The 17,351-nt window shown below is 49.9% G+C and carries 13 protein-coding genes; 3 read left to right on the forward strand and 10 right to left on the reverse strand.

The window, feature by feature from the left end; all coding sequences use genetic code 11:
• Positions 1-42 precede the first annotated feature (42 nt).
• A complete protein-coding gene (locus GA004_RS17070) occupies positions 43-2,847 on the reverse strand; it encodes a TonB-dependent receptor (RefSeq protein WP_283395087.1) in 2,805 nt (934 codons plus the stop codon).
• A 443-nt stretch (positions 2,848-3,290) separates the two neighbouring features.
• On the opposite strand from GA004_RS17070, the gene GA004_RS17075 reads away from it, so the two are divergent.
• Together GA004_RS17075 and GA004_RS17080 are read left to right on the forward strand one after the other, a co-directional pair.
• Positions 3,291-3,761: a methylated-DNA--[protein]-cysteine S-methyltransferase gene (locus GA004_RS17075; RefSeq protein WP_343218870.1), complete on the forward strand. Its 471-nt coding sequence runs from the start codon at positions 3,291-3,293 to the stop codon at positions 3,759-3,761.
• Between the two features lie 28 nt (positions 3,762-3,789).
• Complete coding sequence (locus GA004_RS17080) at positions 3,790-5,181, forward strand: phospholipase D-like domain-containing protein (RefSeq protein ID WP_283395089.1); 1,392 nt, start codon at positions 3,790-3,792, stop codon at positions 5,179-5,181.
• 21 nt (positions 5,182-5,202) lie between these two features.
• Here GA004_RS17080 and cimA read toward each other — a convergent pair whose 3' ends face one another.
• The 9 genes from cimA to GA004_RS17125 all read right to left on the reverse strand — a co-directional run bounded on the left by cimA (position 5,203) and on the right by GA004_RS17125 (position 15,612).
• Positions 5,203-6,783, reverse strand: coding sequence for a citramalate synthase (cimA, locus tag GA004_RS17085; protein ID WP_283395090.1), 1,581 nt, complete (start codon positions 6,781-6,783; stop codon positions 5,203-5,205).
• A gap of 7 nt (positions 6,784-6,790) precedes the next feature.
• Positions 6,791-8,164 (reverse strand): threonine synthase, encoded by a 1,374-nt coding sequence (thrC, locus tag GA004_RS17090; protein ID WP_283395091.1) that lies wholly within the window; start codon positions 8,162-8,164, stop codon positions 6,791-6,793.
• A gap of 12 nt (positions 8,165-8,176) precedes the next feature.
• Positions 8,177-9,394 carry an aspartate kinase gene (locus GA004_RS17095; RefSeq protein WP_283395092.1) on the reverse strand — a complete coding sequence of 406 codons (1,218 nt, stop codon included), beginning with the start codon at positions 9,392-9,394 and terminating at the stop codon, positions 8,177-8,179.
• A 19-nt stretch (positions 9,395-9,413) separates the two neighbouring features.
• The gene (locus GA004_RS17100) at positions 9,414-10,739 is read right to left on the reverse strand and encodes a homoserine dehydrogenase (protein WP_283395093.1); all 1,326 of its coding nucleotides are present in this window, start codon (positions 10,737-10,739) and stop codon (positions 9,414-9,416) included.
• 15 nt (positions 10,740-10,754) lie between these two features.
• A complete protein-coding gene (gene plsY / locus GA004_RS17105; protein WP_283395094.1) occupies positions 10,755-11,372 on the reverse strand; it encodes a glycerol-3-phosphate 1-O-acyltransferase PlsY in 618 nt (205 codons plus the stop codon).
• Between the two features lie 10 nt (positions 11,373-11,382).
• Positions 11,383-12,990 carry a phosphoglycerate dehydrogenase gene (gene serA, locus GA004_RS17110; protein WP_283395095.1) on the reverse strand — a complete coding sequence of 536 codons (1,608 nt, stop codon included), beginning with the start codon at positions 12,988-12,990 and terminating at the stop codon, positions 11,383-11,385.
• 85 nt (positions 12,991-13,075) lie between these two features.
• The gene (locus tag GA004_RS17115; protein ID WP_283395096.1) at positions 13,076-13,891 is read right to left on the reverse strand and encodes an alpha/beta hydrolase; all 816 of its coding nucleotides are present in this window, start codon (positions 13,889-13,891) and stop codon (positions 13,076-13,078) included.
• 8 nt (positions 13,892-13,899) lie between these two features.
• Positions 13,900-15,222, reverse strand: a complete 1,323-nt coding sequence (hisS, locus tag GA004_RS17120; RefSeq protein WP_283395097.1) for a histidine--tRNA ligase — start codon at positions 15,220-15,222, stop codon at positions 13,900-13,902.
• 78 nt (positions 15,223-15,300) lie between these two features.
• Entirely contained in the window at positions 15,301-15,612 is a 312-nt protein-coding gene (locus GA004_RS17125) for an HU family DNA-binding protein (RefSeq protein ID WP_283395098.1), read from the reverse strand.
• 98 nt (positions 15,613-15,710) lie between these two features.
• Between GA004_RS17125 and GA004_RS17130 the strand changes: the two genes are divergently transcribed.
• A complete protein-coding gene (locus GA004_RS17130) occupies positions 15,711-17,315 on the forward strand; it encodes an AAA family ATPase (protein ID WP_283395099.1) in 1,605 nt (534 codons plus the stop codon).
• The last annotated feature ends 36 nt before the right edge of the window (positions 17,316-17,351 follow it).

Genomic DNA, 17,351 nt, shown 5'->3' on the forward strand with positions numbered 1-17,351 from the left:
AAGTCTGCGGCTGTATATCTAACGGTATGATGAAAAATTGTGTCAATAGTGCCAGCGGAAACCGACATTCGAACTCCATCCGTATTCTTCGATCTGACCAAGACGGTCTGGAGACCCAGTGGGTGACTTTAGGAATACGTGGAAAGGCTCATCTGTGATATTTATGAGCTCAGTGTAAACTGTCCAATTCTTCGTCGCACGATAGCGGAATGTAAGATCGATCTGGTTGAAATCATCGACGTAGATATCCTCATAAACATCGCCCCCGATCGTCTCATCTTCTCGCAGACGCTCGCTACGCCAGTTCAAGGCGATACGCCCGAAGAATTTGCCCTTCTCATAAGTCAAAGCCAAGTTGCCTACGGCGTCGCTTTGTCCGACGAATGGTACGACGTCATCTCGGCCGGGATAGGTAGCCTCGCTGTCGAGGAAAGTAATATTCGCCATCAAGCCGAATCCTTCGAGCGAATTTCCAAGAAACCCGAGTTCCTGTTGGTAAGCGAGCTCGAGTCCCCTAATATCTCCAACGCTTCCATTAGCAAAGGTAGTGATCTCTTCGATTTCGTCGAATACGGAGCCACTGCCTAATAAGGTATCGAAAATTTCGGGATTGTCTTCGCGCTCGTAACCTTGCTCGTAAGCGAAATTCTCAATGTCCTTGATGAAGACGGCTGCGGAAACCACGCCTAGAGAAGGTAGATAGTATTCGACCGACGCATCCCAGTTGGTCGACTCTAGGGTCTCCAAGAGAGGGTTACCAATTTCGATCTCGTCTCCGTCGTCGTTAATGAAGCTGCGATAAGCGGTTTCTCCGAATCCTGGGCGAGCCAAGGAGTTCGACCAAGAAGCACGGTATACCAGATTATCGGTAGCATCGTACCGCCACTGGAAGCTTGGGAGAAAGTTGTCGTAGCTGTGAGATTCGGAAATCGGGGAGAAGGTCTCGCTGTCTTCCAGAAATTGAAAGCCACTCGTATCGAAATCTGTTTCCTCGAATCTGGCTCCCGCAATGAAGCTTGATTTGCCTGCTGTCCAGCCACTCATGGCATACAGTGCTAGAATGTCTTCTTCTGAATTCCAGTCGTCTACGGTACTGTCTTCAACGTGCCGCTCCGATTCGAAAGAACTCTCGTTACCGAAAAAGGCCGCGTTCACCTTCGAGCCATCGATTTGAGGAGTTCTCAAAAATCGGTAGCTAGAAATAGGGCCTGCCAAGTTCACATACGAAAATGAAGACGGCCCGTCTTCGTATTCGATCAATTCCGCCTCGCTGCTCTTCTCCTTTTTGCGCATGCGAACACCGAATTTGACGTATTTCCGAAAATCCCCCTGGAAGTCGAAGCGAGCGTTGAGAGCAAGATCCAAGGAATCCTCTTCGCCTACTTCGTTGGTGACCTCGACCCTGTGCAAATCGCTGAAAGTCGACGGCTCTTGGAAATTTGGACCATCTATTTGGTTCACAGTGAAATCGTAGGGATTGGTGAAACTGTAGTTGAAGCTCACGTCTCCATCGCGGCGCCTGAAGCGAGCCGAGGTTTCGTTGGGGCGAGTTTCCTTGCCATTCGAAATCCCTACACGGCCATCCAGAGTCCAATTTTCGACTAGTTTCTCAAAGCCGACGATCGCACCGATAGTTTCTTGATCCTTTGTACGCTGACGAAGACGACGGGCGATATCTTCCACGTTTTCAACAGTGCCAGAAGAATCATCGAATGCCGTCAACTCTCCGTCTTCGAAGGGAATGATCGTGCGATGGCGCTCCTCGGTATCCTTAAAGTTATTGTAGCTCGTTTTGATGTAGACCTTCGTTTCATCATTTGGCCTCGTTTCGATGGTAGCTGTAATGCCCTTGCGCTCGCGATCGATCACATACTCGCGGTATTGGATTTCTTCAGGGAAATAAATTCCGTCTTCCTCGTCCCAGGCATCTGCAATTTCGTAGTTGTGAGAAGCATACTCGCGACTCTGAAAAGAAGGAGCGATGAGGAAGCCCCACTTGCCGTCCTCAGCGAGCCAAGTGGTCTCGCCATTGAATTTGTGGCTCCAATCTCCAGTGATGTCAGAGTAGGTCGTTTGTAAACCGAACTTGGCATTGAAGACGTCGCCATCGAATGGGCTCTTGGTTTTGATGTTCACCTTGCCCGCAATGCCCTCTGCGTCCATGTCAGGAGTTGGAACCTTAGTGACCTCGATCGAGGCAAGCATGTCGGAAGAAACGCCATCCAACGCCGTCGCCCGTTCGCCCATATCGGCCCCAGCGAAGGCAGCTCCATCCAATTCGACCGAAGTGTATGTGTAATTTAAGCCGCGCAACACGACATATCGCCCCTCGCCTTGGTCTCGATAGAGTGCTACGCCAGGAATGCGCTGTAATGACTCCGCGGCGTTTTGATCTGGAAAGTTGCCAATTTCATCGGAAGCGATGATATTGCTCAACGAATCTGCAGCCCTTTGACTATTCAAAGCTCGGGCCGTTCCGACTAGCGAGCCTTGGACGCGAAACGCTTCTAGCTCTATCGCGCTCGTGGCGAAACTCGCATCGACCCGAGCAATGCCGTCGGAGGGGACGCTCACAGACTTGCTGATTGGGTCGTATCCAAGATAGGAGATGCGAATCGTCTTCTCACCTGGGGGCACGTTAGCCAGTACGAAATTTCCTTGATCGTCAGTGTATCCCTTAATCTCGCTATCCAACACTTGAACGAGCGCCCCGCCAAGAGCGAGCTCGGTATAATTATCCGTCACTCGACCAACGACATTTGCGTTTTGTGAGTATGCAATCGTGATGCTAACGCATTGGATTGCCAAAATAAGCCTGAGGCCCGTAATTAATGATAGTTTTTCCATAAGATCTGTGTCAGTTTGATTCTTCCTGTAGAAGAAAAATCGATACAAATTGTATTATTCATCTGTCAACACCATCCTAAAACTGCGCGATTTCTTAACCTAAACGTATGTTAATTGTTACATACGCGTAACTTAAAATCAGCGTTAGACGACTTCAAGATTCAGAACCTCATCGATGAATTTCAGGTGCTCGGATACCGCTAGGCGGAATCTAATTCCCGCCTCTTGATGAATGGGTGTGTCTTTAAGCTAAACGACATCGTCGACAACGAGCGGGGTCTTCGCTCCATTGGTTCGAATAGCGAGAGCACCGTATTTGAGACCCTATCCGGATATCGGTACTACAAGCCTCTTTGATTCCCCCGGTTCGTAAAGCCAGCCTTCCCAGAGGCCTATAATTACACAGTTGAAGTTTGTTCCCGAGGAGCCATGATTTCGGCATCATAAACTCAATTTTCTACCAATCTCCTATCGGCGAACTCAGAATCAGAGCGAATCAAATGGGAATCTGCTCGATCGAATTCATGAATCAGCCCAGTTCGGCCAACCACTCGCCCAACCAATCCTCCAATCCCCAACTCAAGAGCGCTATTCGGGAGCTGGATCTTTACTTTTCAGGAAAATTGAGCACCTTTAAGACCCCAACCGCCGCTACAGGAAGTCCCTTCCAAGAAAGCGTCTGGAGTGAGCTCCAAAAACTCTTAGCCGCGTCAACTATCCATTACGGCGCAATTGCCGAACGGATTGGAAACCCCAAAGCATCGAGAGCGGTTGGTCTCGCAAACAACCGTAATCCCCTGCCCATTCTCGTCCCTTGCCATCGAGTTGTGGGAAAGAGCGGTTCCTTAATCGGTTACGCAGGCGAACTTTGGCGAAAGGAATGGCTGCTCAAGCACGAGGGAGCTCTCATTTAGCTCAGGGACCCGTGATTTTCAAAAATCCATGGATTTGTCCTCATACGTAGTAGCCATATGGCCCTACTTGGGTACCTACCTCGGGTTTGGATTGGCGTTTGTTTTAATTGCTCGGCTCATGCGGGAGAAAAGGCGGCCAAGCGCTACCGTCGCCTGGCTGTTGGTCATTTGGTTCGTTCCTCCTCTTGGCGTACCTCTATACCTGATCTTCGGAGGGCGAAAGATCTCACGACTCACTCGCAATAAGAGTCCTTTAAACATCGCTCTGCCAAACGAAACGGGTACGATTAGTTCATCCGCCTTCGGCGTGATTTCGAAAGGCAATCGAACAGAGATGCAACCCACTGGCGTACACGCTTTCATATCGCTCATAAGAGAAATTAGAGCGGCTAAAGAATCGATAGAGATCACAACGTTCATTCTTAGCCACGACGCTATTGGGCGAAATGTGGTAAAGGAGCTCTCACGTAAAGCCCAGGCAGGAGTTGAAGTGAGACTCCTCCTCGACGCCGTGGGTTCATTTGGCATGAAAACTCTCTATATGTTGGAGCTGGCGAAAGCGGGGGGGAGAATTGAGCGCTTTATGCCCGTCTTGCCCTTTCTATCGCTTGGCAGAGCCAATCTCAGGAACCATAGGAAACTGGCCATTTTCGATCGAAAACGGGTAATCATCGGAGGACGCAACATTGGAAAAGAATACATGGGGCCCATCCAATCACCGAAACGCTGGAGAGACTTAAGTCTCCTCATTGAAGGTCCCGCGGTCATGCAGCTTTCGGCAATATTTGAAGCAGACTGGGCATTCGCTTGCCGGAGGAAGGGCGAAGTCCAAAGACCGGTTAAGAGCGTTCCTGAATTCCAGGGAAGTGAGCCAAGCACCATTGAAATCATGGTCAGTGGCCCCGATACCCGAGGGGATCCTCTATATGAAAAAATCCTCTCAATTATCCAAGAGGCTGAAAAGAGTGTCACCATCGTCACGCCCTACTTTATACCAGACGAAGTTCTGCAAAGATCTCTTATGGTAAAGGCTCGCTCTGGCAAGTCCGTCCGCCTCCTGATACCGAGGCGCTCCAATCACCCGATAACCGACCTCGCTAGAAATGACTTTCTACGTGAACTCTCAGAAGCCGGGGTAGAGATACTGCTATTTAATGATGGCATGATGCATGGTAAAGTCGTCCTCGTAGACGAGGATATCGCTATGACCGGTTCAGCCAATATTGATTTGCGAAGCCTGTTCGTGAACTACGAACTCGGCGCGTTCTTCTACTCTCAAAAAGAAATCGGTGAAATTACCAGCTGGGTAGATGAACTCTGCCAAAGCACGGAGCCATTCACTGATACTGATGAAAACAAGCAGCCGCTGCTAAAATCAATCGCCGAAGATCTCAGCAGACTGATAGCACCTTTACTCTAGAATACTAACTGATCTCAAAAATCACTTGTTCCCATCGAGCATCAGCTTGTACTCGACCGAGTCCCGGATTGCTTGCCAGCTGGCTTCGATAATGTTGTCGCTAGCTCCAACCGTTCCCCAGATTTCCTCTCCATCTGCAGATTCAATCAAAACCCGTGTTTTCGAATTCGCTCCCGCCTGAGAAGCCAATATACGTACCTTGTAGTCCTTCAACTCCAGATCCTCGAGGTTTGGATACGTCTTGGAAAGAGCCAACCTCAAAGCGCTGTCCAGCGCTCCAACAGGACCGCTCGATTCCGCGACGGTGTAGTGGGGTTCACCATCAACATTCACCTTTATGGTAGCTTCCGAAGTTGTCGGCTCATCCGGCGATCGCTTCTCAACGATTACGCGGTAACCCTCGAATTCAAAATGAGGTTTATGCTGCCCGATTAATTTATCTAGCAGCAAACGGAGAGACGCATCCGCCGACTCGTATTCATATCCACTATACTCTAACTCTTTAAGCTTCTCAATAATGGCTTTGGTTTCCGGAGAATCTCTATCGATGTTTACCCCAAGCTCCTGGGCCTTCATCAACAGGCTGCTTCTTCCCGCCATATCTGAAACAAGTACACGCTGCTTGTTGCCAACCTTCTCCGGCTTTATATGCTCATAACTATGGCCTACCTTCTTTGTCGCATCAGCATGAGCGCCTCCCTTGTGGGTAAACGCTGAAAGGCCGACGTATGGGGCCTTTTTATCATGGGATTGATTAGCCAAGTCAGACAAGAACAACGATATGTCCCGCAAGTTCTCGAGATTGCCGCTGCAATTCATTTCAAAGCCAAGCTTCAATCTGAGGTTGGGAATTATCGTAGTTAGATTCGCGTTACCGACTCTTTCGCCGTAACCGTTGAAGGTCCCCTGAACATGCGTCGCGCCGGCTTCAATTCCCGCAAGAGATACCGCTACCCCTACTCCAGCATCATTGTGGCAATGTACTCCAACCTGAGTGTCGGGAAATTTTTCAACGACCGCTTGGGTACCGCTCGCAAGAGCCCCAACCATCATTCCCCCGTTCGTGTCACACAGAGCGAGGCAATCCGCGCCGCCTCTCACGGCTGCTTCCAGTGTCTTTAGTGCGTACTCGGGACTATCCGTGTAGCCATCATAGAAATGCTCGGCGTCATAGATGACCTCCCTTCCATTCTCCTTGAGGAATCGGACCGAATCCTCGATCATTCTCAGATTCTCCTCTGGCTCGACTCGCAAAACTTCAGTGACATGCAAAAGCCAAGTTTTTCCGAATATAGTGACAACCGGAGTTTCCGCATGCAGCAATGTCTGCAATTGCGGATCGTCCTTTGCTGCGAGATTTCCCCTTCTCGTTGATCCAAATGCAGCGATCTTGGCATGCTTTAATTCAAGCTTTTTCGCTTCCTCAAAAAAGGCCATGTCTCTCGGATTCGACCCAGGCCATCCGCCTTCGATATAATCGATGCCAAACTGATCGAACTTTTTTGCGATTCGCAATTTGTCCGTAACCGAAAAAGATACTCCCTCTCCCTGGGTTCCGTCTCTCAGAGTTGTATCATATATAAATACCTTTGCCTTGCTCATAATGCTTTTACGATTGAACTGGTTTTTGCTTGGAGGCGATAAATTCCTTTATGGCATCCGCATTCGCAGAAATGGGATGTTTAACGATCTGGCGTTCCTTCAAGCTATCGAGGCTTGGATGCGTAACCGAGATGCCAAGCGTTTCTTCAATGGTTTCAGGAAATTTTGCAGGATGAGCCGTTGACAGTATGACGCAATGCTCAAATTCATCTAGGTCTTTGAATGCGCAGGCCGTGTGCGGATCTGCTATGTATCCATATTTATGGTATAAATTACTTATCGTTTCGAAAATCTCAGAATCGTCCATCCGCGAACTCGACATCGATTTTATAAGAGAATCGTCACGCGATTCGAACTTCCCTTTTTGCTTGAATTCCGACATGGCTTCACGGGTCTTATCCGCATCTTCACCAAGACCAAAATAAAGATACCGCTCAAAATTCGACGCAACCTGTATGTCCATAGATGGAGCCAGACTCGCTGAGGCATCATCTACGGAGTAGTCCCCGGAAGAGAAAAAGCGGTGCAGAATATCGTTTCGGTTGGTAGCCACCCTAAAACCCGCGACCTTCATGCCCATCTGGCTAGCCATCCAACCTGCCAATACATTGCCAAAGTTACCCGTCGGTACAACGAAAGTAGTCTTTTCTCTTTGGCCTACGGGCAATTTAAGCCACGCGTACAGATAGTACACACACTGAGCAAGAATCCGGGCAAGATTGATGGAATTTACGGCGGATAGATTCACTGCCCGACTAAAATCCCGGTCACCAAACACCTCTTTCAGTGCCGCCTGCGCTTCATCGAAACTTCCCGTAATCGCCATCGGGTAAACATTGGTTTCTCCCGTACATGTCATTTGCCTCTCCTGCAAAGGCGAGACACGACCATCTGGATACAAAATGAATACATTGACTCCCTTCTTGCCTACGAGTCCGCTAATCGCTGCCGCGCCCGTATCCCCAGAAGTCGCGCCCAAGACATTGATTAACAATCCCGTCTTAGACACTTGCCGCTCATATAGCTTCCCCAGTAATTGAAGGGCGAAATCCTTGAATGCCAATGTCGGTCCATGAAAGAGCTCAAGAACGCTAATGGACTCGCTTAGCGAGACCAATGGCGCGTACTCTGCGTGATCAAAGTTGGAATACGCTTCTTCAACCATCGCCACTAGTTCTTCCTCTTCAATATCGGTAGCAAATTCACGAAAGAACGACGCACACAAGTCAGGATAAGACTTCCCCTCCCAGCCAGACAGCTTCAAGCTAAGACTGGGCAGTATCTCTGGAACGAAAAGACCGCCATCTGGCGCCAGACCGATTTTCACCGCTTCTGAAAAGCTATGAGGTTCGGACAATCCTCTTGTACTAACGAAATTCATACATATTGAGGATTATTCAACGTCCAAGCCAAAGGCTGAGTGAACGGCTCGAATAGCATGGTCTGACTCGTTCTCATTGATCACTACCGAAATTTTTATTTCAGAGGTGCTAATAAGCTGAATGTTAACTTCCGCATCGCTTAAAGCTGAAAACAACTGGCTTGCCACGCCTGAGTGCGTACGCATTCCAACCCCCACTACGGAAAGCTTGGCGATATCTCCAACAAGAGTAACCTTTCCTCCACCCAGTTCCTGCAGCACTTCCTCCACGGCTTGAGAGGCACGGTGAGTGTCATCCCGCGGAACAGTAAAAGTGAGGTTTGCCACTCCGTTTCGCCCAATGTTCTGAACGATCATATCGACCACGACGTTTGCCTCAGAGAGCGACCTAAATACCCGAGCGGCCGTTCCCGGCTTGTCCGGAATATTCGCAACCATCACTTTTGCTTGATTCTTATCGAGGGCGACACCGCGCACCACGACGTCTTCCATAGAACTGACTTCCTCTTTCACGATCGTGCCTGGTTTATTTTTAAAACTGGATCTAACTTCAAAGGGAACATTGAATTTGTTCGAGAACTCAACTGAGCGGGCCTGCATGACTTTGGTACCTAAGCTGGCAAGCTCAAGCATCTCTTCATAACTAATCTCTGGCAGCTTCCTCGCCTTGGGGACAATGCGAGGATCTGCAGTATACACACCCTCCACATCTGTGTAGATCTGACATAGGTCCGCATCTACGCCTTTGGCCAAAGCGATTGCCGACAGGTCGGAACCTCCACGGCCCAGGGTCGTTATTTGACCTTGCTCACCTGCCCCTTGGAACCCTGCAACAATCACAACTCGATTCGAATCCAAATGTTCGATCAGGGTCCTGCAGTCCATACTGACAATTCTTGCTCTCGTATGATAAGGGTCCGTTTTGATGCCTGCCATTGCCCCGGTCAGGGAAACCGCATCCACGCCCAATGCCTGCAAGGCCATAGCGGTCAATGCGATTGTCTCCTGCTCACCCGCAACAAGAAGCATGTCCATCTCCCGGTCGGCTGGATTCCGATTGATCGCCTTTGCGCGATTGATCAAATCGTTGGTGACCCCTGAGCGGGCGGATACAACCACAACAATCTGATTGCCCTTATCGTGGTCTTCCTTGATTAGGCGAGCCACATTCTGGATACGATCTACGTCTCCTACGGAGGTTCCGCCAAACTTTTTTATAATACGCGCCATCTCACTGATTCTCTCAATCTCACGAAATCGTGCCAATCGGCATGCAGAACGGCTCTTCCTCAAGCGTCGCTAGACCCCCTAAATCCGCCACTGCTCGCTGGATTGCTTCTTCTGTTGTCAAGTGCGTCGTTATTATCAATGACGCGCGCTCCGCCTTTTCAGGCACTTCCTTTTGAGCCACACTGGCAAGGCTAACCTGGTGCGATGCAAGAATCGAAGCGATCTCAGCCATGACGCCCGGTTGATCCATTACCACTAGTCGTATGTAGTAACGGGATTGGATTTCACTCGGCCTCGCTACCTCTATGCCTCCACCATTCTTTGGAGCTGAATCCAAGAATGGAAAACGCCCTTCAGGCCCTCCGAATATCAGCAGTTTCGCCGCATCAACCACATCCGAAATAACGGCACTAGCGGTAGCGTGACGACCCGCTCCCGGGCCAATGTAAACCGTTTCGCCCACCACATCCCCGTGGACTGAAACCGCATTATAAACGCCGTCAACGCTCCCAAGAGAGCTCGTTTTCTCCACCAGTGTTGGCAGAACGGATACATGCAGTGCCTTTCCTTCTCTTTCCTTGTTAACGACAGCAATCAGCTTCACAGCGTATCCATTGTCTTTCGCAAAACGTATGTCCTCTTGAGAAACATCCTTAATTCCCATCAAACGAACATTCTTGAAATCGACCCACTTGCCATGAGCAAGGTACGCGAGCACAACCGCCTTGTGAGCCGCGTCAACTCCATCCACGTCAAGCGACTCATCCGCTTCTGCATAGCCCAGCTTCTTCGCTTCAACCAGGATTTCCTGATAACTTAGGCCTTCCTTGGCCATTCTTGTTAGAATGTAGTTACAAGTGCCGTTCAGGATTCCGTAAATGCTTGAAAAGTCATTGATAACCAATCCCTCACGAATGGCTTTAATTACTGGAATACCACCCGCCACGCTGGCTTCGAAAAGCAAGTGCCCTCCAAACTCCTGTGCAATCGACAACAATTCCCTACCATGATCACAGAGAAGCGCCTTATTGGCTGTCACAACGATCTTACTCGCTTTGAGAGCCGCAATCGTGACCTCGCGAGCGATCTCGGTCCCCCCCATCAATTCACAGACGATATCGATACTCGGATCAGTGGCTATAGCGATTGGATCGTTCGAAACGGAACTCTCGTCAATTTCTACGTCCCTTTTTTTGGACAGGTCCCTGACTGCGATTCGGGTTACAAACATATCAGCACCGAGAAGCTCTCGAAGCGCTTGCCGCTTGCTTTTCAAGTGGTCATAGACACCTTGCCCCACTACTCCAAAACCGCAGAGCCCAATATTTATAGTACGATTGCTCATTGGTTTTCCTCTTTTCTAGCCGATTTTTTTTTCAAAACGGTTTTCCTCTCCTTTTAGCAATCTGGAGATATTCGATTTGTGCCGGACGATTACCACCAGAGCCAGTGCTATTGACATCCAAAATAGCGATACACTTGAATCGAGCAAACGGTTCGAAACAGGTAAGGAAACAGACATCAGTATAGATGCTACGGATACGTATCGAGTCGTATAGAATACTATAAGCCAAACGATTATTCCAATCAACGCAGCATAGGGCATTAAGGCGACCACACCTCCCAGCATAGCGGCGACGCCTTTTCCTCCACGGAAGCGGGTAAATACAGAAAACGAATGCCCGATCACCGCAGCAAACAGGCCAATCAATCCGTAGCTTTCTGAGTATTCCAGTTTAGAATACGCAATTAAAGGCCACCCAGTCGCCAGTATACCCTTGAAGAAATCAAGCACGAAAACAGCATTTCCTGCCACATTGCCAACAGAACGCTTAACATTGGTCGCTCCTGCGCTTTTGCTTCCGACCGAAAAAATATCCACCCCATTGGCTTTGGCAACCCAGTAACCAAACGAAAGTGAACCGACTAAATAGCCAATTCCGGCTGAAAACGAAGCCGCTATAGGATCCAGCAACATGGAAAAAACCTCAACATTCCAGATAGACGAGCTTTGCCTGCTTGATCGCCTTAATGGCGTGGATCTTCTCCATAGTCACGTCATCTACCTCGCTATCCAGGCCCGCGATATTCAAAGCGATTCCACCAATCTCATTGCGGCCCAGGGACATCGAAGCAATATTCACCCCGGCATCGCCGATGATGGTACCCAGCAGACCGACGATTCCCGTTTCATCGCTATTCGCAATCACAAGGAGATACCCACAAGGCTCGACTTCTACGTCGCGGCCATTAATCGCCACAACCCGTGGCGAGTTCCCCTTGCCCATCAAGGTACCTTCAACTGAAACAAACTCCCCGTTATGGCACTTCGCTTGCACTTTGATAAGTTCGGTAAAATCGGTCTCCGCGCTCGAGCGAACGACTTCAACGCCTACACCCAGGCGCTCCACGAGCACCATTGCATTCACGAAATTGACATTGCTTCCTGATATATTCTGGAGAAATCCCTTCAACACGCCTCGTGTCAGAGAGTTCGAATCGAGATCCACCACTTTCCCATAGTAGGTAATGGTGAGACTCTCGATCTTGTCCAATGCGAGTTGCTGAACGAACGTTCCAATCTTCGAACAAAGGTCGAGGTAGGGACCCACTTTTTCAATCGTGGACGCGTCCAGGGAAGGCATGTTGATCGCGTTACGGATTTCTCCCCCACGAACGGCATCGGAAACCGCCTTCGCTATTTCAATACCCACACTCTCCTGAGCTTCTTGGGTCGACGCGCCCAAGTGGGGAGTGAGATTTACGTTTGGGTGAGACCGGAGGGGATGATCATCGGAAGGGGGCTCGGATTCATAGACGTCCAAACCTGCCGCAGCAACCTTTCCACTGTTCAGCGCATCGACCAAAGCAGATTCTTTGATAATGCCTCCTCGAGCGCAATTGAACACGCGAACGCCATCCTTCATCTTTTCGAAGGCCGCTTCGTCGATCATGTACTTTGTCTGGTCCGTCAAAGGCATGTGAACCGTTATGTAATCGGAACGCCTGAAAAGCTCGTCCAATTCGACCGGCCCAACGCCCATCGATTCCGCGCGAGCCTCTGTGAGAAACGGATCATAGGCGATGATATCCATCCCAAAGGCTTTCGCCCGCTTGGCGACTTCACTCCCGATGCGTCCCATACCGCAAACACCCAGCGTTTTACTCAGCAATTCGCTACCACCCAGAATCTTCCGATCCCAGCGTCCCTCTCTCATGGACGCGGCTGCCTGAGGAACCGGTCTTGCGCCGCAAAGCATATGCGTGAAGGTCAGCTCAGCCGTCGCGATTGTGTTTCCAGCGGGGGTGTTCATCACCACCACCCCGTGGTCTGTGGCCGCAGGAATATCTATGTTGTCAACTCCGACTCCCGCCCGGCCGACTGCCTTCAGATTTGACGCGTTCGCCAATACTTCCTTCGTGATCTTTGAGTCGCTCCGAACGATAATGCCTGAGACCTCAGGAGCATGCTCCATCAGCTTTGCGGCCCGCTCTTCTTTGGGCAGGTCAAAGATCTCAATTACCTCGAAGCCTTCTTGGCTCTTGAGATAATCGACTCCTATGGGAGAGATTTTATCGGCTACTAGGATCTTCATTGGAAAAAAGAGGCCCCATCAAAGGTGATACCCACTAAAAAGCAATAGATAATACTGTCATGAATCAGACCGCAGAAAGGCTCGATTATAGCCCCGATTTGGACCCACGCACGAATTGCTCGATCGCCGTCCAGTAGGCGAGACCTCCGACTCGATCCACATTGCGATGACCCGCTTCCGGTACCGTGAGGAAGGAGACATTCCCACCTTCAAATGACTCCCGAAGCGCAATGCTGTTGGCTGCGTCAACGATGCCGTCATCTCCACCATGGATCAGCAAAACCGGGCAACCTACTTTCGATGCCTTATTCTCGTTCTCAAACATATCTCCAGGAATCCATTTTAGAGACAGAAGATTCTCGTAAACGCTGGTGAATGTGGACTCGAGAATGAGACGGGCTGGATCGCGACTCGTTGCGAGCTCAGTCGCTACTCCCCCTCCCACTGATCGACCATGCAAGACCAGTCTGGACTCGCTGACTCCCTTATGCCGGAGCAAATAGTCGTACACCAGGCCCGCGTCTACGTATAGGTTGGATTCATTCGGGGCCCCTTCTGTAAAACCATAGCCACGATATTCAAAACTGGCTACATTGTATCCTTTCAGCTGGTAGTTCCGAAGCTTCGGCATCGCCATCGACAAATCTTCCTCGCTTCCGCAAAGGTAAAGAACGGTCCAGGCATCCTTACCCGCGCCCTCCCAGAATACATTCAGCTCAATCCCGTCATCCGCGACGACATACTCAAAACTTGAGTCCCTTTCGTAGGATACTGGAGGTGGTCGAAACAGAAATTCGTGGGCGGTCTGACGGGCATAAATCGCGAAAAACACTACGCCCGCGATCACGAGAACCATGAGAGCGTTAAACGGATTATGGGTCCTTCGCGAATCCGTACGCATTTCAAAAACTAGCCTAGACGATCCCTCAAAAACAGAGGCAGTTGGGCTCTCGGCACTTCCTCTTCGCTTCGGTCCGACAAATTCCGAATCTTCACGACGCCATTTTCGAGTTCGTCCGATCCATAAATGAGAGCGAACCTCGCCCCAGAAGCAGAAGCCGCTTTAAACTGTTTTCCAAATGCTTGGCTCTTGAATGAATAGTCCACAGAAAATCCGGCCTGCCTCAGGACGTTGGCATCAGATAGGGCAGCGACCCGCTCTTCTTCTCCTCCGACCACAAGATAAGCATCGAGAGTGTCAACGAACCTGGGCATGAGCCCTCTTTCCCGCAAAATGTCAGCGAGCACGACATCCCCCAAACCAAATCCCACAGCCGGCATTTCCGGGCCACCCATTTTTTGAATGAGGCTATTATAACGTCCCCCACCTGCGAGTGCACGGTTTTCCTTGGCCCGATCAAAGACCTCAAAAACGAAGCCGGTATAGTATGCCAAACCCCGTACGATGCTCAGGTCCATCTCTATATAGCTGCCGATTCCCATCGCATCGAGTCCGCCAAGCAATTCAGTCCAGTCACGAATACGGGCCTCGAGGGCCTCGTCTAGCTCAGAATTGACGGACACGGACTGAAACGCCTTTGAAAGTTCCGCAATCGTCCTCACCTCAAGAAACGCCCGAAGCGATTCCCACACCTGAACGGCAGAGTCCCCCACGATCGACTCGAGCTTCTCCTTTGCCGCCTCCTCAGGCATACGTTCCCACTTGTCGACGATTTCGAGAATCTTGGCGGACTGCACGGCAAATCCCTGGGCTTCCAAATACAACATCCAGAGATTTCGGTCGCTGAGGCGGATAAAAAAGTCGTCTTCACCAAGACCGAATCCCTGAAAAATCTGGACGAGTAGCGCCAGCAGCTCGATTTCAGCGGCGGGACCCGCCTCACCCAGTATATCGGCATTGAGCTGAGTAAAGCATCTCAATCGACCCTTCTGCATTCGCTCGTAACGAAAATTATCGCCGACACTAAACCATTTGATCGGACGCTTTAAAGCGTTCGCCCGAGCGGCGACCATTCGGGCGAGTGTCGGGGTTAATTCGGGTCGTAGCGAAATTTCCCGGCCTCCTTTGTCTTCAAAACAAAAAAGTTGAGATTCAATTTCGTCGCCCGACTTCGCCTTGAATAATTCCAGCGATTCCAGAACCGGTCCATCGTATTCCTGAAAGCCAAAACGTCGGGCAACTTGACGCCAAACCTGGAAGAGGAAGCGGCGCTCCACAAAATCCTCAGGATAAAATTCACGGAATCCGGGTAGTGATTTGAAATTCGACATCATTAATAACTGACAGGCCCTAGGGCACCTGCCACGTGTGTCAAGAATCGAGCCAACGCGCCCCAAAGGGGCCGAAGTCTAAATAGAACCCAAATCGATGTCCTTGATTCTCGCTTTGAGGACTTTACCGGCCTTGAATTTCACCACAGCCCGCGTGGGAATAACGACATCTGTTTCTGGACGGTTCGGGTTCCTGCCGACGCGAGCTTTACGCTTCTGTACTTCGAAAACACCGAAATTGCGCAACTCAACATTTCGCCCCTCTGCCAAAGCATCTAGCACGATATCCAACGTCATCTGCACTGTCTCTTGAATCTTGCTCTGAGGAATATCTTTCGTCTTATCGAAAATCTTTAAGACAATATCACGTTTTGTAAGATTATTGGACATGGGGAGCGTGTGTAGAAGTTACCAGAGATGATTCTCCCTAACTTACTTTCTCAGTTTAGGTTGCGTCAACCTCAAAGCCATGCAATTTACTCAACACAATGAGCCAAGACAAAGAACCGCCAGATCCGATGGAGGAGTTGAAGAGGAACCTGGATCAGGCCTTTAAACAAGGAAAGTCGTTTTTCCCCATGGGAGGAGGCTTCACCCCGCAAAGTGGCGTTTCATCCCCTTCTGAAAAGAAAGAGGATTCGGAAGTGGACGAAGAACGCGAGGAAGCCTTGAAGCGCATTTATGGATTCAACCTTAAGCCAAAGGAAATTCGAGACTACCTCGACCGATTCGTCATTCAGCAAAGGGAAGCCAAAAAAGTGATATCCGTCGCCATTTGCGACCACTTTAATCACGTACGCCGTTGTTTGGAAAATCCAGATCTCAAAGAGCGAGACTATGCCAAGCAGAACGTTATCCTGCTCGGTCCAACCGGGGTTGGAAAAACCTACCTCATGCGAAATGTCGCTAAACTGATTGGCGTACCATTTGTCAAAGCTGACGCTACCAAATTTTCAGAAACGGGCTACGTTGGCGGGGATGTGGACGACCTCGTGCGAGACTTGGTCAAAAACGCTAATGGCGATGTCGACCTCGCCCAATACGGCATTGTCTACATAGACGAAATCGATAAGATCGCCCAGAAAGGGGAGCATGGAAGAGATGTATCCGGCAGAGGGGTGCAAATCAACTTGCTCAAGCTTATGGAGGAAACAGATGTAAACCTTCAAAGCCAAACTGACTTACTAGGCCAGATGCAAGCCATGATGGACTTTCAGCAAACGGGAAAACCGCGCCAGAAGACGATCAACACTCGGCATATTCTCTTTATCGTTAGCGGCGCCTTCGAAAAGTTGGGCGAATCCGTAAAAAAGCGCCTGGCCACAACCACAATGGGGTTTGGAGCGTCACGAAAGAGCGAGGAGGAAGAGAGCGAGGATTTCCTAAACAAAGTCGAGACACGCGATTTCATCGACTATGGTTTTGAACCGGAATTCATTGGGCGACTCCCCGTTCGAGTGGCCTGTCAACATCTGCTTCCAGAAGACTTGCTCCAGATCCTAACATCCTCGGAAGGAAGCATACTCGCTCAATACCTGGCGGACTTTGATGGCTACAGTATAAAACTGGATGTATCCAAGGAAGCCCTAGAAAAGGTTTCCCGCCGGGCCCACAAAGAAAAAACAGGAGCCCGCGGATTGATGACGGTTCTTGAACGCGTGTTTCGGGATTTCAAATTTGAGCTGCCTTCCACTGGAATCAAGCAGTTCAAAGTCACAGGTGGCACCGTCGACGACCCCTCAAGCGATTTGAAGAAACTGCTCCGAGAAAATATTTCCGAGCAACGCAGCGTTTTGATGAGCGAAGTCACCACTTATGGGCAGCGATTCGAAAACCAGCATGGCTTTACCCTCGATTTTGACGAGGGGGCCGTGCTAGCCCTCGTTGAGGAAAGTCTGGATGCCGACAAAACAATACGGGCGTTGTGCGAACTGAAGTTTCGAGATTTTCACCATGGCCTCACTTTGATTTCGCGCAATACCGGGCAAACCATTTTCCCGATTACTGGATCAGTGGTCAAGAATGCCGAAAAGGAACTATCCGATTGGGTCGTCAACAGTTACCGCCAACAAAGCGAGGCAGAATCTGAATAGCCTCACTTGATCAGGCAAAATTTCACGAGTTTGTAA

The organism is Candidatus Pelagisphaera phototrophica (assembly GCF_014529625.1).
GTDB classification, from domain to species: Bacteria; Verrucomicrobiota; Verrucomicrobiia; order Opitutales; family Opitutaceae; genus Pelagisphaera; species Pelagisphaera phototrophica.

What these genes read in the sequence shown, in the direction of transcription:
- GA004_RS17070 (WP_283395087.1), bottom strand. Translation starts at nt 2,847, where the DNA reads ATGGAAAAACTATCATTAATTACGGGCCTCAGGCTTATTTTGGCAATC.
- GA004_RS17080 (WP_283395089.1), top strand. Translation starts at nt 3,790, where the DNA reads ATGGATTTGTCCTCATACGTAGTAGCCATATGGCCCTACTTGGGTACC.
- cimA (WP_283395090.1), bottom strand. Translation starts at nt 6,783, where the DNA reads ATGAGCAAGGCAAAGGTATTTATATATGATACAACTCTGAGAGACGGA.
- thrC (WP_283395091.1), bottom strand. Translation starts at nt 8,164, where the DNA reads ATGAATTTCGTTAGTACAAGAGGATTGTCCGAACCTCATAGCTTTTCA.
- GA004_RS17095 (WP_283395092.1), bottom strand. Translation starts at nt 9,394, where the DNA reads ATGGCGCGTATTATAAAAAAGTTTGGCGGAACCTCCGTAGGAGACGTA.
- GA004_RS17100 (WP_283395093.1), bottom strand. Translation starts at nt 10,739, where the DNA reads ATGAGCAATCGTACTATAAATATTGGGCTCTGCGGTTTTGGAGTAGTG.
- plsY (WP_283395094.1), bottom strand. Translation starts at nt 11,372, where the DNA reads ATGTTGCTGGATCCTATAGCGGCTTCGTTTTCAGCCGGAATTGGCTAT.
- serA (WP_283395095.1), bottom strand. Translation starts at nt 12,990, where the DNA reads ATGAAGATCCTAGTAGCCGATAAAATCTCTCCCATAGGAGTCGATTAT.
- GA004_RS17115 (WP_283395096.1), bottom strand. Translation starts at nt 13,891, where the DNA reads ATGCGTACGGATTCGCGAAGGACCCATAATCCGTTTAACGCTCTCATG.
- hisS (WP_283395097.1), bottom strand. Translation starts at nt 15,222, where the DNA reads ATGTCGAATTTCAAATCACTACCCGGATTCCGTGAATTTTATCCTGAG.
- GA004_RS17125 (WP_283395098.1), bottom strand. Translation starts at nt 15,612, where the DNA reads ATGTCCAATAATCTTACAAAACGTGATATTGTCTTAAAGATTTTCGAT.
- GA004_RS17130 (WP_283395099.1), top strand. Translation starts at nt 15,711, where the DNA reads ATGAGCCAAGACAAAGAACCGCCAGATCCGATGGAGGAGTTGAAGAGG.